Here is a 23,902-nt window from a genome sequence, read left to right on the forward strand (position 1 = left end):
GATGAGCGCATTTACCGAGTGGTTCAACTACGAGGCAACCCTGAAGATCCTGATCTTCAGCATGCTGGCCGGCGCTTTCCTGCCCGGGCTGTTTGCCGTAGGGATCCGGCTGCAGGCCATGGGCTCGGGCGGCGTTGGCGCCGACGGCTCCACGTCGCAGCCGAACCCGGTCCTGTCCGGCCTGGCCTGGTTGATCTACGCACTGGTTGTGGCCGTGATCGTCATTGGTGTGTTGTTCATCGCGCGCGATTTCATTGCGCACCACACCGGGTACCCGTTTTTGGGGGCCAAACTTAAGTAATATCGAATCGTCGTCCACCGAATACCGAGCCCCCGGGCGGAGTGAGCAAGTGAACCGATTCCTTACGTCGGTGGTTTCGTGGTTGCGCGCAGGCTATCCGGAAGGCATACCGCCGACGGACACCTTCGCCCTGCTGGCCCTGCTGGCCAACCGATTGAGCAATGACGAGGTCAAGCTCGTGGCCAATGCGCTGATGGAACGTGGCGATTTCGACGACATCGACATCGGTGTGATGATCAGCAAGCTCACCGACGAGCTGCCGTCCGAAACCGACGTCGAGCGGGTGCGTGCCAGGCTCGCCGCTCAGGGCTGGCCCCTGGACGACCCGCATGACGATGAGCACGACGAGCTCGACGGCGGAGCACACGCATAGCTGTTCTGCGTGCGCTGCGCGTCTCACCGGGCTCCGCTGCCGCAGTGCTGCTCCCCGCGCTGGAGCGGGTGCTCGCTGGGCGTGACGCGGCTTTCGTTGCGGCGCGACCGGATTACGACGCCGAGCTGGACGCCTTGCGGGTAGGCGAAGCGATCGACGACGACGTCGCATTGGTGGCGACGACGTCGGGAACCACCGGTAAACCCAAGGGCGCCTTGCTCACTGCCGCGGCCCTGGCCGCCAGCGCAGCGGCCACCCATGATCGTCTCGGCGGGCCGGGCCGCTGGCTGCTGGCCTTGCCGGCGCATCACATCGCCGGCATCCAGGTGCTGGTGCGCAGCGTCCTGGGCGGTTCGGCACCCGTCGAGCTGGACGTCTCCTCCGGGTTCGATACCGCCGAATTGCCCTCTGCCGTAGCGCGATTGGGGACCGGTCGGCGATACACCTCGCTGGTCGCGGCGCAACTGGCCAAGGCGCTCACCGATGCCGCGGCCGCGGCCGCGCTCGCCCAATTGGACGCCGTGCTGCTCGGCGGCGGGCCGGCGCCACGACCGGTGCTCGAGGCCGCGGCGGCCGCGGGCATCGCCGTGGTCCGCACCTACGGCATGAGCGAGACCGCGGGGGGCTGCGTGTACGACGGTGTCGCACTCGACGGTGTGCGGCTGCGGGCGGACGACGGCCGCGTCGTAATCGGCGGCGCCACACTGGCCAAGGGCTATCGCAACCCGGTTGATCCCGACCCGTTCGCGGAACCGGGCTGGTTTCGCACCGACGATCTGGGCTCGATCGACTCGGGTGTGCTGACCGTGCTGGGCCGCGCCGACGACGCGATCAGTACGGGCGGGCTGACGGTACTGCCGCAGCCGGTCGAGGCCGCGCTGTGCACCCACCCCGCCGTCGGCGACTGCGCGGTGTTCGGTCTCGCCGACCACCGGTTGGGGCAGCGGGTGGTCGCGGCGATCGTGGTGCGCGACGGCTTCGGCCCGCCGACACTCGATGCGCTGCGCGCACATGTGGGCCGCACGCTGGACGTCACGGCCGCGCCGCGCGAGTTGCACGTCGTCGACGCGCTGCCGCGCCGCGGCATCGGCAAGGTAGACCGGGCGGCGCTGGTGCGCCGGTTCGGCGTCGATCAATAGGCTGGTCGACCGTGAGGATTGCCCGCCGGGAGATGACGGCCGTCGCGGTCGGTGCCGGCCTGGTCGCGGCCGCCGTCGTGCTGCCGTCGCTGGATTGGGGGGTCAGGCCGCGCCTGGACATCGGCCCGGAGCGTTTCGCCACGCACGAACAAACCGCGCCGCTGTTCGGCACCTGGGAGATCCATGCCAGCTGGGGAACCGGGCCGGCAATTCTGCTGGCCATTGCCGCCGTGGTATGGGGACCTGTTGTAGCACAACGTCTTTCGTGGCGCTGGCTGACACTGGGCAGCTGGGCGGTGGCCTGCGGATGGGCGTTCGCGCTGGCGATGATCGACGGCTGGGAACGCGGCTTCGCGGGCCGGTTGACCACCCGGGACGAATACGTGACCCAGGTGCCCGGCATCACCGACATCCCGGCGGCGGTGCGCACGTTTTCCAGCCGGATTCTCGACTACCAGCCCAATTCCTGGATCACGCATGTTTCCGGGCATCCGCCGGGCGCGCTGTTGACGTTCGTCTGGCTGGACCGGCTGGGCCTGCCCGGCGGGGCATGGGCGGGCCTGCTGTGCCTGCTGGTCGGCTCCAGTGCGGCGGCGGCCGTGCTGATCGCCATCCGGGCGTTGGCCGACGAGCAGACCGCGCGGCTGGCGGCCCCGTTCGTCGTGATAGCGCCGACGGCGATCTGGGTGGCGGTCTCGGCCGACGGCTACTTCGCGGGCGTCACGGCGTGGGGCATCGCGCTGTTGGCGGTGGCCGTGCACCGGCAGGTTCGGTTTCCCGCGCTGATCGCGGCCGCCGCCGGGCTACTGCTCGGCTGGGGCGTCTTCCTGAGTTACGGCCTGCTGCTGATGGGCGTTCCCGCGGCGGCGGTGCTGCTTTCGGCCGCCGACTACCGCGCGGCGCTGCGGGCACTGGGCCCCGCCACCTTGACCGCGTTGGTGGTGGCGGTGACCTTCGCCGTCGCCGGGTTCTACTGGTTCGACGGCTACGCGCTTGTGCAGCAACGCTATTGGCAGCCGTATGCGATCGCCAATTACCGGCCACTCCAGTATTGGTGGTGGGCCAATCTGGCATGCGTGGTGTGTGCGATCGGCCTGGGCGGCGTCGCGGGCATCACCCGGGTGTTCGACGTGGCCGCCATCCGCCGTCGCTCCGGGTTTCATTTGTTGTTGCCGGCCATGCTGGCCGCGATCGTCTGCGCCGACCTGAGCATGCTGAGTAAGGCCGAGGTGGAACGGATTTGGCTGCCGTTCACGATCTGGCTCACCGCGGCGCCCGCGCTGCTGCCGGTGCGGTCGCACCGCGTATGGCTGGCCATCAACGCCGCCGGTGCGCTGCTGATCAACACCGTCATGGTCACCCACTGGTAGGTAGATGATGGCAGATCAGCCCGGGCTGGCGCGTCGGCTCAATACCACCGACGCGGTCGTCATCGGGCTGGGTTCGATGATCGGCGCGGGGGTGTTCGCCGCGTTCGGCCCGGCCGCGCGGGCCGCCGGCGCCGGCCTGCTGATCGGGCTGGCGCTGGCCGCGGTGATCGCCTACTGCAACGCCACCTCGTCGGCACAACTGGCCGCGGTGTATCCGACGTCGGGCGGGACGTACATCTACGGCCGCGAACGCATCGGCCCGTGCTGGGGTTTCATCGCCGGGTGGGGATTCGTAGCCGGCAAGACGGCGTCGTGCGCGGCAATGGCGCTCACCGTCGCCGCCTACGCCGTCCCCGGCGCCGATGTGTGGGTGCAGCGCATCGTCGGGATCGCGGCCGTGGCACTGCTGACCACGCTGAACTACCGCGGCGTCACCAAGACCGCGATGCTCGCCCGAATTTTGTTGGCGTGCACACTGATTGCGCTGACCGTCGTGGTCGTCGGCATCGCGCTGAGCAAACCAGACCTCTCGCATCTGAGCGGCGCCTGGTTCACCGGCTCGATCTACGGGGTGCTGCAGTCGGCGGGGCTGCTGTTTTTTGCGTTCGCCGGATATGCGCGGATCGCGACGATGGGTGAGGAGGTCCGCGACCCCGCCCACACCATCCCGCGGGCGATAACCGTTGCCCTGGCGATCGCGGTGGTGATCTATCTGCTTGTCGGGGTGGCCGCGCTGCTGGCCGCGGGACCCGAGCGGCTCGCGAATGCCGTTGCGCCACTGGCCGAAGCAGTGCGTGACGCCGGCGCCCCGGCGCTGGTGCCGGTGATCTCGGTCGGGGCCGCGCTGGCCAGCCTCGGCGCACTGCTGGCGCTGATCGCCGGCCTCGGGCGCACCGCGCTGGCGATGGCCCGGCATCGCGATCTGCCGGGCTGGCTGTCGGCCGTGCATCCGGAACACCGGGTGCCGCATCATGCCGAGATCGCGATCGGCGTGGTGGTCTGCATCCTGGTGAGCACCGTCGATCTGCGTGGAGTGATCGGCTTTTCGTCGTTCGGCGTGCTGATCTACTACGCGATCGCCAACGCCGCCGCGTATACGTTGCGCCGGCGCCGCGTGGTGAATGCCTGCGGCCTGGCCGGGTGCCTGCTTCTCGTCGCCACCTTGCCATGGGAATCGGCCGTCGCGGGGCTGGCGGTATTCGCCGTCGGAATCCTGGGGCGCGCCGCGGTGTTGCGCCGTCGGGACTAAGAGCCGGCTTTCGGCGACCGGAGTCGCCCCGCCGGCGTTTGCCAGGCAGACGTTCCCCGGGTCGCGCGTTGAGTCTGCTGCCACGGCGGCAAGGTCATCGGCTGCGGGCCCGGACGGGTCGGCGCCTTTGCTGGTGAGGATCCGAATTATTGGTGGAGAGATTTTAATTAACGGCATCGCCGGTCGGTGTACGTCGTCTGTGCGTTTTATATGTGTTCACCCTGTAGAGCCTCCACGTTAACGCGAGGTAGACCGGGTCGTCGGCGCCCGGCTTGGTGAGCCGCCGGATCACAACCGGTCTGAAGGCGACGTGTCGACGGTGCGGAACCGGCCGAGGTCGACGACCGCTTTGTCCGGCGGGGCTGGCTAGCGTACTGGCCACGAGAGCAGCTCTACGACTGAAACCCAATCGCAATCACCAGCTTGCGGTGGGTGGAGGTCGCTCAATGTTGTTGACGTTCAACGATGTCGGCGAAGACACGCGCGGAACGGTCGCGATCAGGCAGCCGGCGGAGGGAAGGCAATGGATTTCGGAGCGCTACCTCCGGAGATCAACTCCGGCAGAATCTACTCTGGGCCGGGGTCGGCACCGCTGTTGGCCGCCGGGACTGCCTGGGATGGGTTGGCCAGCGAATTGCGTTCAACGGCAGCGGCTTACGGGTCCATCATCGCAGAGCTGCTGAGCGGTTGGTTTGGGCCCTCGTCGACGTCGATGTTGGCCGCGGCAGCGCCCTATCTTGCGTGGCTGGAAAGCACTGCCGCGCAAGCTGAGCAGACGGGATTGCAGGCCAAGGCGGCGGCCGGCGCCTTCGAGGCCGTCTTCGCGGCCACCATCCCTCCTCAGGTGGTCGCGGCCAACCGGGCGCTGTTGGCGTCGCTGGTCGCGACGAACGTGTTGGGTCAGAACACCCCGTTGATCGCGACCACGGAGGCTCAGTACGCCGAGATGTGGGCCCAGGACGCCGGGGCGATGTACGGCTACGCCGGGGCCTCGGAAGTTGCGACTCGGCTGACCCCGTTCACTGCGCCCCCGACGACCACGAACGACACCGCGACGGCCGACCAGTCGGCCGCGGTCGCCGCCGCGGCCGAGTCCGCGGCCGCTTCCGATGTGCAATCGGCGCTGTCCCTGGCGACCGCTCAGGCTCCGGCCGCGGTGCAAAGCCTCGCCGCCAACGCGACCGTGAATGCGGCAGCGGTTGAGCTCCCCCTGGGTCTGAAGGACATCACCGGAATCCTCAAGACGTTCAACGGCTTCATGACCAACTTCGTGGCCGGGCCGTACAACCCGCTCGGGATCGGGGGCCTGTTCAGGAACTGGTACCAGGTCGCGATCAGCATCCCGGCCGTGGGCACCGGCATCCAGGGCATCGGCCCGCTGCTGCACCCCAAGGCCCTCTCTGGGGTTTTGGCGCCGCTGCTGCACAGCGACCTGCTGACCGGTGCCGGCGCATTGCACCCGGCGGGGGCGGTTGCGGCCGCGGCAGGTCGGGCCGGCACCGTTGGCGCGTTGTCGGTGCCGGCGAATTGGGCTTCGGCGGTTCCGGCGATCAGAACGGTCGCCGCGGAGCTCCCGGAGACCATGCTCGAGGCGGCTCCGGCGATGGCCGCCGACGACGGCATGTTCGCCCCGACGGCCCTATCAAGTCTGGCCGGGCGCGCCGTCGGCGGGACCGCCACCCGCGCCGTCGCGCCCGCGGTACGTGTTCCCGGTGCTGTGGCACTCGACGACATCGCGACGACCTCCACGGTCATCGTGATACCGCCGAACGCGAAATAAGGAGGGACACGGCAATGGTTTTCGCGGATTTCGCAGTGCAGCCGCCGGAACTGATCTCCGGTCTGCTTTATTCGGGCCCGGGTGCGGGGTCATTCTTGGCCGCGGCCGCGGCCTGGGAGGCGCTGGCCGCCGAGTTGCATTCCACCGCGGCCTCCTACGGGTCGGTGATTTCGGAACTGGTCGGCGAGTCGTGGGCGGGTCCGTCATCAGCGGCCATGGCGGCGGCAGCGGCACCGTACGTGACGTGGATGTCGACCACGGCGGGTCAGGCGGAGGAGGCCGCCTCCCAGGCGCTGGCCGCGGCCAACGCCTACGAGGCCGCGCTGGCGGCGGCCGTGCCCCCGCCGCTCATCGCGGAGAATCGCGCCGAGCTGGAAGCACTGTTGGCGACCAACATCTTCGGCCAGAACGGCGGCGAGATCGCGGCCAACGAAGCCGAATACGGCCAGATGTGGTCTCAGGACGTCGAGGTGATGTTCAGCTACGCCGGCTCCGCGGAGGCCGCCGGTGAGCTGACCGCGTTCAGCGAAGCGCCGCAAACCACCAATGCGACCGCTGAGGCAACTCAAGTAGCCGCGGCGGCCGCGGCACAGCCTCAATCTCTCTCGTCCTGGCTGACCGAGCTGGAGAACTACATCAACTCGCTCACCGGCCAATACGCCCAGTTCTGGCAGCAATTGATCGGCGGGGTCACCGGGAGTTCGGACGTCGCCCCGCTGTGGGAGGCGCTGTACTCGTCCATTTCGGCGATCGGCAGCCAGGGCACCTGGACCAACGTCGTCAATGCGACCATCGGCCTGGGCGTTTCGCAGTGGAAGAACTTCTTCATCTACGCGCCATGGAGCGCCGCGATGGCCAAGTCGTCGCTGGGCGCCGGTCTGGTCTCGCCAGGGCATCTCGCCGCGGTCGGCTCGGTGCGGCCCGTGTCGGCAGTGATGGGCACCGCGCCGACGGTGGGATCGATGTCGGTGCCGCCAAGCTGGGCAACCGCCACGCCGGCGATCAGGCTGACCTCCACCGCACTGCCGGCCAGCTTGGCTGCCGCTCCGGCGGCAGAATTCGCCGGCCTGGTCAACGAGGCGACCCTGGGCAGTTTGGCGGGCGGCGCACTGGGCAGCCCGGTGTCTCGCGTCGTCAGCTCCACCGGTATCCAGGCCCGCGCGATCACCGGTGAGCGCCGGGTGGGGCCGGTCAAGCTCGACCGGGTCATCGCGCAACTGCAAGAACAGCCCGACCAGGTGCAGCACTGGAGTGTCGATGAGGCGGGGCTCGACGATTTGGTCGCCAGGCTGACAACCACACCGGGCGTTCACGCGGTGCACGTCACCGACGATCTGCAGACACCGGCGATCCCGAGCGAATCCAAGCTGGGATAGCTCGGGTTTACTTGCGTGACAACAGAATACCGCGCAGCGAAAGAACGCCAGATGGAGGAATCATGAAACTGCTGCTAGCCGTCGTCGGCATCTCAATGGGATTCGTCATCGCGTTGCCTGCGCATGCCGAAACCGGGGTCGATGAGCAGGCCGTCGATGACAACAACGAAGTCTTCCTGGCGGACCTGTCCAAGGTGGGGATCGGCTTTCAGGACCCTGGCCAAGCGATAAGCGCCGGTAAATCGGTGTGCGGGTTGATCTCTCGCGGCGTGTCCGGCCTGCAACTCCTCAACGACCTCAAGATCAATAATCCTGGACTGACCACCAGCGGCGCCGCCCAATTCGCGACTATTTCCGCGAAGTCGTACTGCCCGAAACAACTCGAAGAAGTACCTAGCGGGAAGGGCTGAGTCGCTAAAAACATTATGCTAGAACAAGACCCACGCCTGGTGAGACGAAGGCGCTGGGCCGCGATGCAGACCGACCCGTTCTCGTCCGAAACCGGCAGCGCGCCGACGGCAGACGAGCCGGAACCGCCGGCGTGGCCGGATGTAGCAACACCCGCGACAGCAACGGACTTCGGCTCGCAACCGCCGGAGATCACGTCCGGCCGAATGCATTCTGGCCCCGGCGCGGAATCGCTGATGGCCGCCGCCGCGGCCTGGGATGAGGTTGCCGACCGACTGGACGATGCGGCAGCCGGGTACGAGGCGGTGCCCGCACAGATCCCCGATCCCTATGTCGCATGGCTGAAATACACTGCCACACAGGCCCGTCAGGCAGCGATCCAAGCCACGGCAGCCACGACCGCGCACAGTTCGGCACGGACGGCGGTGGCCCCGCCTGAGGCGGTCGAGTTCAATCGGCAGCAGCGGATGTCGCTGGCCACTACGAACCACCTAGGCCACGCAAGTGCGGTGCTCGCCGAGATCGAAGCCGACTACGAACGGATATGGGCCCAAAACGCCGACGCCATGTTCACCTACGCGCGCTCCTCGGCCGAGATCTCGATGCTGACGCCGTTCAGCTCGCCACCGCTTGCTACTGATTCCACCGTGCCGGTCGTCATATCAACTGGGCACCAAGTAATGTCAGCAATTCCCGAAGCGCTTCGCGCGATCTTTCTCGCACCGAGGACAACCTTCGATGTGTACCTATCCCCGGTAACGATCTCCTTGTCCCAACTGAGTTGCCTGTCTGCGCCGAGGGACTTCGCGCTCAATTACCTGAACTACCTGAACAAGACGGCCGCGGTCAACAAGGCGGCGGCAATGTGGCAGCTATCATCCCCCGTGCGTCGTGCGGCGCCCGGGACGGGCTTCGGTCACGCCGTAGCAATCGGCACGTTGTCGGTACCCCCGGGATGGGTGCGCCAGGAATCAGCGTGGCCGGACCCGCAAGCGGGCCCCTTGGACCAACTCCAATAACCCTTCTGGTCAATGGCTTTCGCCCTGAGTGCGCGGCGTGGCCGCTAGAGTCTCGCCGCGCGGGTGACGCGCGCGAAGCGACTGACGGGCCCGCAGGCCTCTCGCACCGCGGCGATATCATCGACCGTATCGACGTCGCTCAGCCGCTGCACGGCCACTACATCAATACCATTGTCGCGCAGAGCTTTTAAGGTGAGCTCGCCGGTGTCGGGTTGAGACATCGGCACGGTCCGCAGGCATTCGGCCATCGACGGGCTCTGCACCCCGAGCACCCACCAGCCGCCGTCGTCGGCCGGCCCCAGCACGGCCGGCGCTTGCAGCAGCCGGCGCGCGCAATCCGTCAAGAGCTCGGCGGTCACCTGCGGGGTGTCCATGCCGATTTGCAGCACCGGGAAGCCTTCGGCCGCGTCGGCGTGGGCGTTGGCGAGCCGGTCGGCGAAATCGTCACCGCGTTGCTCAATCACCCTGAACGACTCGAACCGCTGGCGGATCTGCGTGGCATCGGCGGCCGCGTCCAGGTCGCCGGTCAGCGCCACCACGCGCGAGGCCACCGCCGCAGCGGCGACTGCGTCCAGGGTGTCCAGCAGCGCCGCGGCGGCGATCTCGGCCGCGACCCGGTCGCCGACCGTGGCCGCGAGCCGGGTTTTGGCCCGGCCGGGTTCGGGCGCCTTGGCGACCACCAGCAGCGTGACCGGCAGCTCGGTCACGAAATCACCTTCCAGAAGTCCAGGATCGCGGTGATACTGCCCCACAGCGAGCCGCTGACTTTCGACTTTCCGCCGGTGCGAGGGCCGTAGCTGACGTCGAGCTCGACCACGCGCCAGCCGGCCGCCGCGGCGCGCACCAGCAGCTCCAGCGGATAACCGGACCGACGATCGACGACGCCGAGACCCAGCAGCGCGTCCCGGCGGGCGACTCGCATCGGCGCGATGTCGTGGACCGCCAGACCGTGGCGGGTGCGCAGCCGCCAGCTCATCACCACGGTGCCCACCCGTGCGACCCACGGCCAGTGCAGCCCGGCGACGGGCCGGCGCCGACCGATTGCCATGTCGGCGCCCTGCTCGAGTGCGGCGACCAGCCGGGGCAAGTCGCCGGCGTCCATCGATCCGTCGGCGTCGATGACCGCCACGATCGGAGTCGTCGCGGCGACCACGCCGGCGTGCACCGCCGACCCGTATCCGGGCCGCGGTTCGGCGACAACCTCAGCACCGTGCCGAACGGCGACGCCCGCGGTGTCGTCGGTGCTGTTGTTGTCCACCACCAGCGCTCGATAGCCGACCGGAACGGCCGCCAGCACCGCCGGCAGCGACTCCTCCTCGTTCAGACACGGCAGCACCACCGTGACCAGATCGCCGGCCGACATTGGGGGAACGCGATCAGAAACCGGACGACGAGTGACCGCCCCCGCCGCTTGACGGTGGCTTCGGGGCCACGGTCTGCGGCGGCGGCTTCGGTGCCGGCGCGACGGTCTGCTGCTGGGTGGGCGGCTTGGGCGCCACCGTCTGCTGCTGAGTGGGTTGTTGGGTCGGCTGCTGGGTCGGCTGTTGCGTCGGCTGCTGGGTGGGTTGTTGCGTCGGCACCTGAGTCTGCGTCTGCTGCGTCTGCGTCTGCTGGGTCTGGGTCGGCTCGGTGGGCGCGACCGTCGTCGGCGTGACCGTGGTGGGAGCGACGGTCGTCGTCGGCGTGATCGGCGTGTACGGCGTCGTGGTCGGGGCGACGGTCGTCGTCGGCGTGATCGGCGTGTACGGCGTCGTCGTCGGGGTCGTCGGCGGCGTGTACGGAGTGGTGGTCGGCGTTGTCGGGGTCGTCGGCGGAGTCGTCGTCGGCGTGGTCGGCGTGGTCGGCGTGGTCGGCGTCGTGTACGTCGGCGGCGTGTACGGCGGATACCAAGGCTGCGGGCGCCAGCCCGGGTACGGAACGATGATCGGCACCGGCATCGGGATCGGCCCATTGGGGTTCGGCACCAGACCGGGAACCACCGGCGCGACCGGCGCGGGGCCGACCGGCGCCTGGCCCGCGGGCACCTGCGGCGCGGCCGGTGCGGGAATGATGCCGCCCTGGTAGCCGGCGTTGGGCGCTTCGGGCGGTGGCGGGGGTACCGGCGCCTGCTGCTGGGTCGGCAACAGCGGCATGAACTTGCCCGGGGCGGCGTTCTGGTGGCCCACCACCGGCTCCTGGGCCGCGGTCGGCCGGACAGCGACCACCACCGCGACGGCCAGCGAAGCCACCCCGATGACGGCGAACGCGATCACGGCATTGCCGACCAGCAACGACCGTCGGCTCAGTTTCAGCGGGCCGGTCTCGGCGTCGGGATCGTCGTCGTAGAACTCGTCGAACTCGTCGAATTCGCCCGGAAGCAGATCTTCGTCGTCCTCGGCCATCGAGTACGCCAGCTGCTCGTCCGCCGGGGGAGGATCGCCGAACCCGGCCGGGGCCATCGCGGTCTCGTCGCCGGTCAGCCCGGCCGCCGGGGCCATCGCCGTCGCGTCGCCGGCCAACCCGACCACCGGGGCCATCGCGGTGGAGTCGCCGGTCAGCGGTACGGCCGCGATCGCGGCGCCGCGAGCCAGCGCGAAGGTGGGGTCTTCCGGAATCTGCACCCGCATCGTCGCGTCGCGCAGCTGATCGGCGACACCCGTCAGATCGGACGAGGCGCCCACCAGAAACACGTCGTTGTGCGCGCCGGGGTGCTCGCCGAGCCGGGCCATCATCGTGTCCAACGTGCCGGTGGCGTCGCCGCCCAGCAGCTCGCTGGCCAACATGGTGGGCGGCGCGTCCGGATCGCCGTCGGCCGGGCCCACCACCGACAGCGTCGCCGTGTTGTCGTCGACCACCAGTGCGCCGCCGGACCGGCCCGCCGCGCGCATCAGGGCCGTCACCGCCTGCGACTGCGACAGCACCGCGACGTTGTGGACCCCGGAATCCTCCAGCGCCTGTCGCAGCTGGTCGGCGCTGGGGTGGTCGGTCCAGCACAGCCGGGTCCCGACCAGCCGGTGGTTGTCGTTCGCCAGCAGCCGATTCGTACCGACCACCGTTTCGGTGAGTTGTTCGATCGGGTTGTTAGCCAGGTCGACGACGGATTGGTCGATCACGTCACTACCGTCCGCACCCGCTCCGACAAGCGCCAAGCGGGCGACGGGGCCTGTGACAGCGACCCCCAAAACGACGTCCATACCTGCTCTCCTTCGGCTGGCCACCCCAGAACCAGCATGTCCCGGCATCATTACACTTCGGTACCGTCGGCAGTAGCAATCATTCGGGCGACCCCGTTCGCCTACAGGCGCAGCGTAACCGCGTTCCCAGACCCGGGGAGTCACTCCCGCGTCGCAGAGGCGGAGATTATGTTTCCAAGTAGGCAACGAAGTCGCCTCGGCAGGGGGTTCCCTGGCCGCCAAAGCGAATTTGCGCCGTCAGTAACCGTCCTCGATACCCGGGGGGAACCGTGAGTCAGAGCAGCGACGAGGCGCCGACCGGCCCCATCAGGGGTGTGCCGGCGCCGCAGCCCGCTCCGGGCCCGCCGGCCGCCGGGGAGCCGACCGCGCGGCGCAACATCGTGGCCGACCTGACCGCCGCCGTCGTGCTGCTGGCCGCGCCGCTGCTGCCGTGGAACCTGTACTTCGGCATCGCGATCCCCGACAGCAACACCACCGTGTTCGCCGTGCTGATCGGGGTGACGCTGCTTTCCCTGATCGCGATCGCTTTGCCCGGTTCCGGGTCGACGGTCGGCCGGATTCGGCTGGCGCTGAACGTTCCCTATTTGCTGCTGGTGCTCGCCTTCGTCGGGTTCGACGCGTTCGAAACCCTCCGCTTCGGCGGCACCGTGACGGTGCCCGGCGGTGTCGGCCCGGGGGCTTGGCTGGGTGTCGCCGGTGCGTTGCTGAGCGCGCAGTCGGCCGGGCGCGCCGCGGCGGCGGACGACGACACCTCGGACGGGCGGCGCCGGTCCGCCCAGATCATCGGCTACGTCGCGATGGTGGCGGCCGCACTGAGCTTCGGCTTCACCCTGTACTGGCGGGTGAGGTACGCGCTGGGCGAGTCCGGCGACTTCGGCAAGCAGAACATCGCGGTGATCGTGACGGCGACGGTGTACGGCCTGGTCGCGTTGATCGCCGTGCTCGTGGCCTCGCGGTGGCTGCTGCGCGGCACCAGGGCATCGCGGCTGGCGACGATCGCGCTGGGCGCCTCGACACTGGTCGCCGGGATCATCGTCTGGCTGCTCCCGGTCGGCCGCGACATCGACGCATTCCACGGCATCGCGCAGAACACCTCGACGGCCGGCGTCGGATTCGAGGGATATCTGGCGTGGGCGGCGGCCGGGGCGATCTTCGTGCCGCGCACGCTGTTCGGCCGGGCGCGCACCGTGTCGTCGGAGGAGGGCGCCTGGCGCGCGGCGGCCCGGACCGGCTTGCTGCTCATCATCGTCTGGTGCCTGGGATCGGTGGCGATGCGGATCACCGACCTGGCCGTCGCGGTCAGCCTGAACTACCCGTACTCGCGCTACGACAGCGTGGTGCTGGCCGCCTTCGATGTGGCCACCGCGGGCCTGGCGATCTGGCTGCGGATCAGCCTCGGCAACGCGGCCGCGTCGGCCCGATTGATCACCTCGCTGTGCGGACTCGTTGCCACGCTGAGCATTTCGCGCGTCATCGTCGGCGTCGTGCTGGCACCGCGGTTCCAGGAAGCGCCCAATGCGGTGCAAAACCCGGTCTACGGAAATGATCTCGCCCAGCAGATCACCAGCACCTTCGACGTGGCGCTGTCCGTGTTGGCGGCGTGCATCCTGGTGGCGGCGATCATCACCGGACACTTCAACCGGCTGCGGCGGCGTCGCCGCGCCGCCCGCAGGCATGCTGTTGCCCAGAACGCCGAGGCGCAGACGACTCAGATCCCGACCGGCGCTGCACCGCCCTCGGCCGAGGCCACCGCTGTGATCCATACCGGCGAATCCCCCACCACCGCAATACCGCAACTGGCCGGCTCGCCGCGAATCTTCCGCGGCGACGACTCCGCGACCCGCCAGATCCCGATCTCCAAGCCGCAGATCTACCGTCCCCCGCAATACCCGTCGTAGCGCGGATTACCGCAACGGCGCGAACGCGAACTCGCGCAGACCCTGGCGCGGATCGATGGCCGCGCGGAAACCCAGCACCTGCGCGGCGCGGGCGGGGTCGGCGACGATGTGGCGCACGTCGCCGCTGCGGTACTGGCCGGTGATCACCGGAGACACCGCCTCATTGCGGGCATCGCAGATCGCGGTGGCCACTTCCAGGATCGAGATCGGCCGGCCCGAGCAGACATTGACCGCGGTGAAGCCGTCGCGTTCAGCGGTGGCGGCCACGTTCGCGGCCGCCACATCGTCGACGTGGACGAAATCACGCATTTGGCCGCCGTCTTCGAAAACCCTTGGCGGCTCACCCTTTTCCAGTGCCGAGCGGAAAATCGCCGCCACTCCGGAGTACGGGGTGTCGCGCGGCATGCCGGGGCCGTACACGTTGTGGTAGCGCAACGCCACCACCGAACCGCCCGTCGACTCCGACCACGCCAGGGCGTAATGCTCCTGGGCCGTCTTGCTGGCGGCGTACAGGCTGCGCGGCCGCAGGGCGGCATCCTCGCCGACCGGCCGCCAGGCCAGCTCCTCGCCGCCGAGCGGGCAGCGGTGCTCGAAGATCCCGGCATCGAGGTCGGCACGCCGTCGTGGCAGTGGGTCGACGGCCCCGTGCTCCGGGCACCGGTAGCGCCCCTGTCCGTACACCACCATCGACGACGCCAGCACCAGGCGGCGCACCCCCGCGGCGAACATCTGCGCGAGCAGCACGGTGGTGCCGTAGTCGTTGTGGCCGCCGTAGGCAGGGGCGTCGGCCGCGTCGACGCCCGCGCCGACCATCGCGGCCTGATGGCACACCAGATCCACCCCATCCAGCATCGGGGCCAGCGCCTCGGCATCCCGGACGTCGACTCGATGACATCCGTTCGGCAGCAACGAGTTTGGGCCGTGCGCGGCGGGCAGCAGCATGTCGACGCCGACCACCTCGTGACCGGCCGCGCGCAGCGCCGCGTCCACCCGCGACCCGATGAAACCGGCCGCGCCGGTCAGCAGCACCCTCACGGCAGCTCGAACGGCAGGGTGACGCCGGTGTGCGACAGGCAGTGCGTGCAGTCGCGCTCGACGGCCACCCGGCCGATGGCGTCACGCACCAGTGTCTTGAATCCCTCGATGTTCTTTTCGAATTCCACCATGACGTCCACCGTCTTCACGCCCTCGCCGTGACCGACGCCCGCATCCAAATCTGTCACTAAAGCGATTGCTGCATAACATATTTCGAGTTCGCGCGCGAGCACCGCCTCCGGGTATCCGGTCATGTTGACCAGCGTGAAACCCGCCGAGGCGAACCACTGACTTTCGGCGCGGGTGGAAAATCGCGGCCCCTGGATCACCACCATGGTGCCGCCGTCGACCACGCCGGGCAGGCCGGTGGCCGCCTCCCGCAGGGTCGGGCAATACGGATCGGCGAAGTCGACGTGAATGGCGCCGGAGTCGAAGTAGGTGTCGGCGCGGCTGTTGGTGCGATCGACCAGCTGATCGGGCACCACGACCGAGCCCGGCCCGTAGTCGGGGTTCAGGCTGCCCACCGCGCACGGCGCGAGCACCCGCCGCACCCCCAGCGAGCGCAGGGCCCACATGTTGGCGCGGTACGGCACGGTGTGCGCCGAATACTCGTGCTTGGCGCCGTGCCGGGGCAGGAAGGCGACCTCGTGCTCGCCGATGGTGCCCACCGTCAGCGGGGCGCTGGGCCGGCCGTACGGGGTGTCCGGGTTGACGTTGCGAGCATCGGAGCCGAAGAACGTGTAGAAACCGCTGCCGCCGATCACTCCGAGCATTCGCCCATTGTGGTGCATAGGGCAGGATGGCCTGGTGGCCAGTGTTGCGCAGTGGATCTCGGGTGCGCGGCCGCGGACACTGCCCAACGCGATCGCGCCGGTCGTCGCGGGCACCGGCGCCGCGGCCTGGCTGCATTCCGCTGTCTGGTGGAAAGCGCTGCTGGCGCTGGCCGTCTCGGTAGCGCTGATCATCGGCGTCAACTACGCCAACGACTACTCCGACGGCATCCGGGGCACCGACGACGTGCGGACCGGCCCGGCGCGGCTGGTGGGCTCGCGACTGGCGGCGCCGCGAGCGGTGCTGACCGCCGCGGTGGCGTCACTCGCAATCGGCGCGGCGGCCGGTCTGGCGCTGGCGCTGGTGTCCGCGCCGTGGCTGGTCGCGGTCGGCGTCGTGTGCATCGCGGGGGCCTGGCTGTACACCGGCGGCTCGCGGCCGTACGGATACGCGGGTTTCGGCGAGATCGCGGTGTTCGTGTTCTTCGGCCTGGTCGCCGTGCTGGGCACGCAGTACACCCAGGCGCTGCGGGTGGACTGGGTGGGACTGGTGCTGGCGGTGGCGACGGGCGCGCTGTCCTCGTCGGTGCTGGTGGCCAACAACCTGCGGGATATCCCGACCGACGCGCAGGCGCACAAGATCACGCTGGCGGTGCGCCTCGGCGATGCCCGCACCCGGGTGTTCTACCAGGGGCTGCTGGCGACCGCCGGGGTGCTGACGCTGGTGCTGATGCTGGCGACACCGTGGTGTGCGGTGGGATTGGTCGCCAGCCCACTGGGGCTGCGCGCCGCCGCGCCGGTGCGATCCGGGCGCGGTGGGCCCGAACTGATCCCGGTGCTGCGCGACACCGGGCTGACGATGCTGGTCTGGGCGGTCACAGTGGCCGCGGCGCTGGCGCTGGCCCACTGACGTACCCGGGCCGTCGAGTGTGCGCGCAGGGCGTTGAGTGTGCGTTCACGGCGCACTCAGCCGGCGTGTCGTCGCCCTGAATGCACACCCGGAGCCGGGATTCCTTGCCCAAGACCTCTTCGGATTCCGTTAACAGGGGTTAGCGTCAGTGTGACAGCCCTTACACCGCTAGCCCGATGACAACGAGCGAGGAGCGCAATGCAGCAGATCGCCGCGACCAGTGGGCCCAGGAATATCGGACTGCTCAGCGTCGGGGCATACCGCCCCGAACGCGTGGTCACGAACGACGAGCTGTGTCAGAACATCGACTCGACCGATGAGTGGATCTTCTCGCGCACCGGAATCAAGACGCGCCGCTTCGCCGCCGCCGACGAATCCGTCGCGTCCATGTCGATCGAGGCCAGCCGGGAAGCAATCGCCAAAGCCTCGCTGCAAGCCACCGACATCGACGGCGTCATCGTCGCCACCAGCACTCAGTTCTTGCAGACCCCGGCCAGCGCCCCGGCGGTCGCCTCGGCGTTGGGCGCAACCGGTGTGCCCGCATTCGACGTCTCGGCCGGATGCGCCGGCTTCGGCTACGCCGTCGGCGTCGCGGCCGACATGATCCGCGGCGGCAGCGTCGCCAAGATGCTGGTCGTCGGTTCGGAGAAATTGTCCCCCACCGTGGACATGCTCGACCGCAGCAACTGCTTCATCTTCGCCGACGGCGCCGCCGCCGTCGTGGTGGGCGAGACGCCCGATCAGGGCATCGGGCCGACCGTCTGGGGCAGCGACGGCGAGCAGGCCATGGCCATCCGCCAGGACATCGACTGGATCTCCTACACCGAGAACCCCACCGGCCCGCGCCCGTTTCTTCGGCTCGAAGGCAGCGCGGTCTTCCGTTGGGCCGCATTCGAAATGGGCAAGGTCGGGCGGCAGGCGATGGACGCCGCGGGCGTGCGATCCGATCAGATCGACGTGTTCATCCCGCATCAGGCCAATGCCCGGATCAACGAGGTACTGGCCAAGAATCTGAATCTGCGGCCGGACGCGATCGTGGCCAATGACATTGAGCACACCGGCAACACGTCCGCGGCATCCATTCCGCTGGCGATGGCCGAACTGCTCGCCACCGGGGCATCCAAGCCCGGCGATCTGGCCCTGCTGATCGGATACGGCGCGGGCCTGAGCTACGCCGCACAGGTCGTGCGGATGCCCAACTACTGACCGTCGGGTTCGTCGTCTATCGCCTCACCGCGCAGCCGGGCCCGCAGCTGTTCGCGCTCGGCGCGACGACGCTCGCCGGAAACGGCAAGCGCGGCCGTGGCACGCCGGCGCAGCGGGGCGAACACCCAGATGCCCAGCGGCATCGCGATGATCAACGCGAACAACGCCGCGACGACGACCGGGAACTGGTTGACGCCGAGCAGGTGCGCCGCGAGATAGATCACTCCAGTGAGCCCGACCGCCAGCAGTAGCCGCGCCACCGCGTACGCCAAAACGTCGACAACCACGCGATCTCGAGTGCGCTGCTGCGCGCCGTCCGCCGGATTGTCCCCAGTGCTGTTGTCGCTCGGCCCTTCTGACACAGCTCGAGCCTACGGCGCGGGTATATTCGCTCACAGGAGGTGTGGAGTGCTCTACCTGGTGGTCGTCCTGGTTCTGGGGACGCTGATCTACATTGGCTGGCGCGCGGCGCGTTCGCAGGCGCACCGGCCGAAGACGCGCGTCATCGGACCCGACGACGATCCAGACTTCATGCGGCGGTTGCGAAACGGGGACGACGACCCCCGCTGACCCCCTCGCCGGGCCCGGCTAACGTAGGCCCAGGTTGGGCTGATCTCCCGGAAACCCTTCGGCGACAACGGCAGCCAGGCTCGTGAGTGCCTCGCGCGTCTCGCGTCGCAGCTGATCCAGATGGATCTCGGCGCCCTCGTCGAGATGAGCGTCGTACGGCACCAACCGCACCGCGCGGCAGCGCCGCGAGAAGTGATCGACCACCTTGTTCATGTCGACCTTGCCGGTCCGCGGGCGCACCGCGTTGATGACCGCGATCGAATTGCGAACCAGCGCTTCGTGGCCGTGGGCATCCAGCCAGTCCAGTGTCGCCGAGGCGCTGCGCGCACCGTCGATGGAACCAGAACTCACCACGATCAGAACGTTGGCGTTCTCCAGCACCGACGACATCGCCGAGTGCAACAAGCCGGGTCCGCAGTCGGTGACCACCAGGCCGTAGTAGCGCTCCAGGATTCCCAGGGTGCGGGTGTAGTCGTCAGCATCGAATGCCTCCGATACCGCCGGATCGCTGTCCGAAGCCAGCACTTCCAGCCCACTCGGGCCCCGCGAGGTGTAGCGGCGGACGTCGCTGTAGCGCTCGACGGTTCCGGCGTCCTGCAGCAATTGACGCACCGTGCCCGCGGTCTCCAGCGGGATCTTCTGACTCAGCGTGCCCCGGTCGGGGTTGGCGTCGACGGCCACCACCCGGTCGCCGCGGATCTCCGCGAAGGTGGCACCGAGCGTGGCAGCGATCGTGGTTTTGCCGACGCCGCCCTTCAGCGAGATCACCGCGACCCGGTAGGAGCCGCGCAACGGCCGGTTGACCTGCGCCACCAAGTTGTTATGCCGGGCAGCCCGCGGGCTCTCCCCCAGGTTGATCATCCGGCCGGACAGCGCATAGACCAGCCGGCGCCAGCCCTCCGAGGGCGGCGGCTTGATCGGGCGCAGCAGCATGCCGGTGGACAGTTCCGGATACGGCGTGTGCGGCAGATGCTCGGGGCGGTACGGCGGCCGGACTTCCGCGGGCACCGCGGCCTGGCCGTTGTAATAAGCGCCGTAGACGGTCGGGTCGACCTGCGGGACCCCGGTCACCGGCGTGGAATCCCACGGCGGCATCCCCACCCGTGGTGGGGCGGGCGGTGCCTCGCGCCGCTCGGTCGGCGGGACCCGACGCTCACGGAAGCCGGCGAAGACCCGAGTCGGTGCCTCGGCGTTGGCATCCGCGGGCGCCTCGACCGCGGACTGCTGATCCTGTGGAGGCAGATCGGCCGTCGGATGTTCGGGCGCCCCCACGCCACTCATTGACTGCTCAGTCACGTGCATTCCCCCTTGTTGCGGTGTTGCTTCCTAACTGTCAGCCCACGCCGGCATACGAATGCAGGCCTACGGTCACCAGGTTAACGAAGAACAAATTGAAAACCATGGCCACGAACCCGACCACGTTCACCCAGGCGGCTTTCCTGTCCCGCCATCCCGCTGTTGACCTGGCATGCAGGTACGCCGCGTAGATCACCCAGGCCACGAACGACACCGTCTCCTTGGGATCCCAGCCCCAATACCGGCCCCAGGCCTCCTCGGCCCAGATGGCTCCGAAGATGACGCCGAAACCGAAGACCGGGAACGCGAAGATCGTGGTTCGGTAGGCGATGCGGTCCAGGGTCTGCGAGTCGGGCAGCCGATGCACGATGCGCGCCAACGCCCCCTCGGCGGCCGGGTCGCCCAGCCGGGAGGTGCGCAGCAAGAACAGGATGCTGGCGATGCCGGCGACCAGGAACACCCCGGAGCCCAGGCTGACCACCGACACGTGGATGGGCAGCCAGTAGGACTGCAGGGCCGGCATCACCGGCGCGGCGTTGGTGTAGAGCCAGCGGCCCGACACCGTGAGCAGGATCAGCACCGGGAGCAGCAGGAAAACCCAGAGCGGGCGGAATTGCGGGCGGCGCAGCACGATCGCGCCGGCGATCAGCCCGCACAGGCAGGTGAGGTTGATGAACTCGTACATGTTGCCCCACGGCACCCGCATGGTGGCCAGGCCGCGCAGCACCAGGCAGGCCAGCAGCAGGCCGATGCCGAGGTAGACCACCGCGAGGCCGGCCCGCCCGGCGCGTTCGTCGAACGGGCGCCGGTCGGCGTCCTCGACGATGCCGGGAGTAGAGCTGTCGGCGGCAACGGAACCGGCCAACACCCGCTCGCGGTTGTCGGCTCGCCGGCTACCGACGTAGGCCAGCTCGAAGGCCAGCAGCAGCAGCGCGACGACCAGGGCCACCACCGCCGAGGTGAACGCCCAATCGGAATAGCGCGCCAGGCCGATATTGACGTGCAGGGTATTCACGTGACGTCCACCTCAGAACTCCTTCTGGATGCTGGGGACTCGCCGAGATCGGCTATCAACCGTTCAGACAGCTTTTCGAACTCGTCGCCCCAACCGGAGTTGTCGGTGCGGGCCAAGCCGCCCAGCTCGACGTTCACCGTACCGGGGGCCGAGTCGACCGGCACGAGACGAACCCACACCCGGCGCCGGCGCACCAGCAACGAGACCAGCAGCCCGGCCATCATCGTGATCGCGAAGAGCAGCACCCAGATCTGGCCGGGGTCGTGGGAGACCTGCAGGTTGACGAACGGCACCGCGCCGTCGAAGCGGATCGTGGTGCCCGCCGCGGGCCCCTGGTCGATCCGCACCTCTTGCCCGGCGCGCAGGTTGACTCGCTTCTCCTTGGTCAGCCGGCCCTGCTCGATCAGCCGCGGGTCCAGGGTGAACAACGACTGCGGGCGCCCGGTGTCCAGGCCGGTGTCGCCGCGGTAGATGTCGACGGCCACCGCGGGGGCGTTCAGCGCCGGGAACCGCGACGACAACAGGGCGCCGTCGAGTTGCTCGGTGGGCGCCAGCAGGCCCTGGATCGCGATCTGGTGTTTGCGGCGCTCGGCGGCATTCGGATAGCTGCCGGCCGGCGGGTCGATGCGCACCACCCCCGACGAGAGCAGGGTCTGCGGGTTGTCGGGCCGCCATTGCACGGTCGACGTCCGAGTCTGCCCGTCGGGGAAGGTCACCGTGAAACTGGGCGCGTAGCCGTGGCCCTGTAGGTACACCCGGTCGCCGCCGGCCCGCAGCGGATGGTTGACCTCGAGCCGGTAGGGCCGCCAGCTGTTGGTCACCAGGTCGCGGCCGTCCTGATAGTCGATATCGGCGGCGAACGAGGTGGCCTGCCCGGACGGCAGATAGTGGGCCTGAAAGTCGTTGACCCGCAAGCATATTGGGTGCAATGACGTGCCGTCGACGGTGTTGCCGGCCCGGAACGAGTCGAACGCGGCCGGTGAGGCCGAGCAGAAGCCGGGACCACCGTCGGCGATCACGATGACATTGCCCTCGTGGCCGAACAGCTTGCCGACGGCCACCGCGACCAGCAGCCCCAGCAGCGAGAAGTGGAAGACGATGTTGCCGAATTCGCGCAGGTAGCCCTTTTCGGCCGAGATCTCGACGGCGCCGTCTTCGTGGCGGATCGCGGTGCGCCAACCGTGCAGCCGCCCGGCAACCTTGTTCGCCACGGCGTTCAGGTCGGCCTCGTCGGCCAGCGTGAGCTGCGCGCTGGCGTGCTTGGGCAGCCGGGCCAGGTTGCGGGGGGCGGGGACGGGCGTGGCGCGCAGGCTGCGGGCGTGCTCGATCATCCGCGGCGTCAGGCAGCCGACCAGGGAGACAAACAACAGCACGTAGATGGCGGTGAACCAGAAGCTGGAGAACACGTCGAAGGCCTGCAGCCGATTGAGCCACGGGCCGATCGTCGGGTGAGCCGCCAGGTACTCGTCGACCTTGCCCGCGTTCAGGCTGCGCTGCGGCAGCAGGGCTCCGGGTATCGCGCCGAGCGCGAGCAGACACAGCAGCACCAGCGCGGTGCCCATCGAGGTCAGCGCGCGCCAGGTGTTGCGTGCCCAAGCAAGAGCCTGTCTCAAATCGGCAGCCTCACGTCGCTGACGAAGGCGTCCCGCAGCCAGGAGATGAAGTCGTTCCACACGCCGGTGACCAGCAGGACCCCGACCACGATCAGCAGCGCGCCGCCGAAGACCTGGATGGCCCGGCTGTGCCGGCGCAGCCAGCTCAACCCGGCGACCGCACGCGCCGAGCCGAATGCCAGCAGCACGAACGGGATTCCCAGCCCCAGGCAGTAGGCGATCACCAGCAGGATTCCGCGGGCGACATTCGCGCCTTCGGTGGCCGAGGCGACGGTGATCACGCCGGTCAGGGTCGGGCCCAGGCACGGCGTCCAGCCGAGCGCGAACACCGCGCCCAGCACCGGCGCCCCGGCTACCGTCGTCAGCTGTTGCGGGCTGAACCGGACCTGGCGCTGCAGGGCGGGAATGAGGCCGACGAACACCAGGCCCATCACGATGGTCAGTACGCCGCCGACCCGCTGCAGCACCAGTTGGTTGCCGATCAGCGTCGTCGTCATCCCGAGCACGGCGACGGTGCCCAGGACGAACACCGTGGTGAATCCGGCGACAAACAGCGCCGCCGATCCCGCGACTCGCCACCGGGCCGCGGGCGGGGCCTTGACCACACCGGTCCCGGCCTCGTCGTCCACCCCGACCACCGCGGCCAGATAGGAGAGATAGCCCGGCACCAGCGGCACCACGCAGGGCGAGGCGAACGACACCAGCCCGGCGAGCACGCAGGCACCCAGCGCCACCAGTAAGGGCCCGGCGGCGGCGGTTTGGGCGAAACCCGTCATTGCTTGCCCGGTGTCTTCAGGCCCGGCGGCGCTTCCTGGGTCAGCTTCTGCACCACCGGCTGCAAATCGGACGCCAGCAATTCCCGCAAAAACACCGCCGCGACCCGGTGCTGGCGATCCAGCACCAGCGTGGACGGGATGACGGTGGTCGGGTATTTGCCACCGAAAGCGATCAGGGTGCGCATCGCCGGGTCGTAGATCGACGGGTATGTCACCGCGCGATCGTTGACGAAGTCCAGGGCCGCCTGGCGATTGTTGTCGCGCACATCGATGCCGAGGAAGGATGCCCCGGCTTCGCGGGTGGCGTCGTAGGCCTGCTGCAGCTGGGTGACTTCGGCGCGGCACGGCCCACACCACTGGCCCCAGACATTGATGACGACGACGTTCCCGGAGAAGATCGGATCGTCCAGCGACAGCGTGCGCGCGGGGTCGGACAGATCCGGTCCGGACAGCGGGCCGGGGCGGCTACGAGTCGAGGGCGGGTCGTAGAAGATGTCGGTTTTGCCTCCGGGAGAGACGAATTCGAAGGTGCCGCCCTGCGCGACGGCGTCGTGACCGGCGGAGCAGCCGGTGAGCAATCCGGAGATTGCCACCGCTGCCCCGGCGATCACCATTCGAAACATGG

Annotated in this window: 24 protein-coding genes; 13 read left to right on the plus strand and 11 right to left on the minus strand. The window is 68.9% G+C overall.

Going from position 1 to position 23,902, the window contains the following annotated elements:
- Position 1 precedes the first annotated feature (1 nt).
- The 9 genes from G6N55_RS13365 (at position 2) to G6N55_RS13405 (ending at position 9,015) form a co-directional block, all read left to right on the plus strand.
- Positions 2–301: a hypothetical protein gene (locus G6N55_RS13365; protein ID WP_085222836.1), complete on the plus strand. Its 300-nt coding sequence runs from the start codon at positions 2–4 to the stop codon at positions 299–301.
- Between the two features lie 49 nt (positions 302–350).
- Positions 351–674: a DUF3349 domain-containing protein gene (locus tag G6N55_RS13370; RefSeq protein WP_085222835.1), complete on the plus strand. Its 324-nt coding sequence runs from the start codon at positions 351–353 to the stop codon at positions 672–674.
- A gap of 44 nt (positions 675–718) precedes the next feature.
- On the plus strand, positions 719–1,813 hold the full coding sequence (menE, locus tag G6N55_RS13375) for an o-succinylbenzoate--CoA ligase (RefSeq protein ID WP_211283669.1): 1,095 nt from the start codon (positions 719–721) through the stop codon (positions 1,811–1,813).
- Positions 1,814–1,824: 11 nt separating this feature from the next.
- Positions 1,825–3,183: a hypothetical protein gene (locus G6N55_RS13380; protein WP_085222833.1), complete on the plus strand. Its 1,359-nt coding sequence runs from the start codon at positions 1,825–1,827 to the stop codon at positions 3,181–3,183.
- 7 nt (positions 3,184–3,190) lie between these two features.
- Positions 3,191–4,432 carry an APC family permease gene (locus G6N55_RS13385; protein ID WP_085223034.1) on the plus strand — a complete coding sequence of 414 codons (1,242 nt, stop codon included), beginning with the start codon at positions 3,191–3,193 and terminating at the stop codon, positions 4,430–4,432.
- A gap of 523 nt (positions 4,433–4,955) precedes the next feature.
- On the plus strand, positions 4,956–6,212 hold the full coding sequence (locus G6N55_RS13390; protein WP_085222832.1) for a PPE family protein: 1,257 nt from the start codon (positions 4,956–4,958) through the stop codon (positions 6,210–6,212).
- Positions 6,213–6,226: 14 nt separating this feature from the next.
- Complete coding sequence (locus tag G6N55_RS13395) at positions 6,227–7,588, plus strand: PPE family protein (protein WP_085222831.1); 1,362 nt, start codon at positions 6,227–6,229, stop codon at positions 7,586–7,588.
- Positions 7,589–7,650: 62 nt separating this feature from the next.
- The gene (locus G6N55_RS13400; protein WP_085222830.1) at positions 7,651–7,998 is read left to right on the plus strand and encodes a DUF732 domain-containing protein; all 348 of its coding nucleotides are present in this window, start codon (positions 7,651–7,653) and stop codon (positions 7,996–7,998) included.
- A gap of 63 nt (positions 7,999–8,061) precedes the next feature.
- A complete protein-coding gene (locus G6N55_RS13405; protein ID WP_085222829.1) occupies positions 8,062–9,015 on the plus strand; it encodes a PPE family protein in 954 nt (317 codons plus the stop codon).
- A gap of 44 nt (positions 9,016–9,059) precedes the next feature.
- Here the strand turns inward: G6N55_RS13405 and G6N55_RS13410 are convergent, their stop codons facing one another.
- The 3 genes from G6N55_RS13410 to G6N55_RS13420 are packed head-to-tail and all read right to left on the minus strand — an operon-like array spanning position 9,060 to position 12,188.
- Positions 9,060–9,722: a TIGR04282 family arsenosugar biosynthesis glycosyltransferase gene (locus G6N55_RS13410; RefSeq protein ID WP_085222828.1), complete on the minus strand. Its 663-nt coding sequence runs from the start codon at positions 9,720–9,722 to the stop codon at positions 9,060–9,062.
- On the minus strand, positions 9,719–10,378 hold the full coding sequence (locus G6N55_RS13415; RefSeq protein ID WP_085222827.1) for a glycosyltransferase family 2 protein: 660 nt from the start codon (positions 10,376–10,378) through the stop codon (positions 9,719–9,721). Before G6N55_RS13415 ends, G6N55_RS13410 begins: the two co-directional genes overlap by 4 nt.
- Positions 10,379–10,391: 13 nt before the next feature.
- Positions 10,392–12,188, minus strand: a complete 1,797-nt coding sequence (locus tag G6N55_RS13420) for a hypothetical protein (protein ID WP_232078998.1) — start codon at positions 12,186–12,188, stop codon at positions 10,392–10,394.
- Between the two features lie 314 nt (positions 12,189–12,502).
- Here G6N55_RS13420 and G6N55_RS13425 point away from each other — a divergent pair, with 314 nt between their 5' ends.
- On the plus strand, positions 12,503–14,086 hold the full coding sequence (locus tag G6N55_RS13425; protein WP_232079056.1) for a DUF7937 domain-containing protein: 1,584 nt from the start codon (positions 12,503–12,505) through the stop codon (positions 14,084–14,086).
- 6 nt (positions 14,087–14,092) lie between these two features.
- Here G6N55_RS13425 and G6N55_RS13430 read toward each other — a convergent pair whose 3' ends face one another.
- Positions 14,093–15,121: an NAD-dependent epimerase/dehydratase family protein gene (locus tag G6N55_RS13430; protein ID WP_085222824.1), complete on the minus strand. Its 1,029-nt coding sequence runs from the start codon at positions 15,119–15,121 to the stop codon at positions 14,093–14,095.
- Positions 15,118–15,894: an S-methyl-5'-thioadenosine phosphorylase gene (locus G6N55_RS13435; RefSeq protein WP_232078999.1), complete on the minus strand. Its 777-nt coding sequence runs from the start codon at positions 15,892–15,894 to the stop codon at positions 15,118–15,120. The genes G6N55_RS13430 and G6N55_RS13435 overlap by 4 nt, the downstream gene beginning before the upstream one ends.
- Positions 15,895–15,928: 34 nt before the next feature.
- Here G6N55_RS13435 and G6N55_RS13440 point away from each other — a divergent pair, with 34 nt between their 5' ends.
- The gene (locus tag G6N55_RS13440) at positions 15,929–16,801 is read left to right on the plus strand and encodes a 1,4-dihydroxy-2-naphthoate polyprenyltransferase (RefSeq protein ID WP_085222822.1); all 873 of its coding nucleotides are present in this window, start codon (positions 15,929–15,931) and stop codon (positions 16,799–16,801) included.
- A 198-nt stretch (positions 16,802–16,999) separates the two neighbouring features.
- On the plus strand, positions 17,000–18,007 hold the full coding sequence (gene fabH / locus G6N55_RS13445; protein WP_085222821.1) for a beta-ketoacyl-ACP synthase III: 1,008 nt from the start codon (positions 17,000–17,002) through the stop codon (positions 18,005–18,007).
- Here fabH and G6N55_RS13450 read toward each other — a convergent pair.
- Positions 18,001–18,369 carry a DUF4229 domain-containing protein gene (locus tag G6N55_RS13450; RefSeq protein ID WP_085222820.1) on the minus strand — a complete coding sequence of 123 codons (369 nt, stop codon included), beginning with the start codon at positions 18,367–18,369 and terminating at the stop codon, positions 18,001–18,003. The genes fabH and G6N55_RS13450 overlap by 7 nt on opposite strands.
- Positions 18,370–18,415: 46 nt before the next feature.
- Between G6N55_RS13450 and G6N55_RS29385 the strand changes: the two genes are divergently transcribed.
- Entirely contained in the window at positions 18,416–18,577 is a 162-nt protein-coding gene (locus tag G6N55_RS29385) for a hypothetical protein (RefSeq protein ID WP_169718500.1), read from the plus strand.
- Positions 18,578–18,595: 18 nt separating this feature from the next.
- On the opposite strand, the gene G6N55_RS13455 is transcribed toward G6N55_RS29385, so the two are convergent.
- From G6N55_RS13455 to G6N55_RS13475, 5 genes are read right to left on the minus strand one after another with little or no spacing between them, the layout of a single operon-like run.
- Complete coding sequence (locus G6N55_RS13455) at positions 18,596–19,879, minus strand: MinD/ParA family ATP-binding protein (protein ID WP_085222819.1); 1,284 nt, start codon at positions 19,877–19,879, stop codon at positions 18,596–18,598.
- 31 nt (positions 19,880–19,910) lie between these two features.
- Positions 19,911–20,888 carry a c-type cytochrome biogenesis protein CcsB gene (ccsB, locus tag G6N55_RS13460; RefSeq protein WP_085222818.1) on the minus strand — a complete coding sequence of 326 codons (978 nt, stop codon included), beginning with the start codon at positions 20,886–20,888 and terminating at the stop codon, positions 19,911–19,913.
- The gene (gene resB / locus G6N55_RS13465) at positions 20,885–22,450 is read right to left on the minus strand and encodes a cytochrome c biogenesis protein ResB (RefSeq protein ID WP_085222817.1); all 1,566 of its coding nucleotides are present in this window, start codon (positions 22,448–22,450) and stop codon (positions 20,885–20,887) included. Before resB ends, ccsB begins: the two co-directional genes overlap by 4 nt.
- Before the next feature lie 47 nt (positions 22,451–22,497).
- Positions 22,498–23,277, minus strand: coding sequence for a cytochrome c biogenesis CcdA family protein (locus G6N55_RS13470; RefSeq protein WP_085222816.1), 780 nt, complete (start codon positions 23,275–23,277; stop codon positions 22,498–22,500).
- Positions 23,274–23,900, minus strand: coding sequence for a TlpA disulfide reductase family protein (locus tag G6N55_RS13475; protein WP_085222815.1), 627 nt, complete (start codon positions 23,898–23,900; stop codon positions 23,274–23,276). Before G6N55_RS13475 ends, G6N55_RS13470 begins: the two co-directional genes overlap by 4 nt.
- Positions 23,901–23,902: the final 2 nt, after the last annotated feature.

This window comes from Mycobacterium florentinum (assembly GCF_010730355.1).
Classification (GTDB): Bacteria; Actinomycetota; Actinomycetes; order Mycobacteriales; family Mycobacteriaceae; genus Mycobacterium; species Mycobacterium florentinum.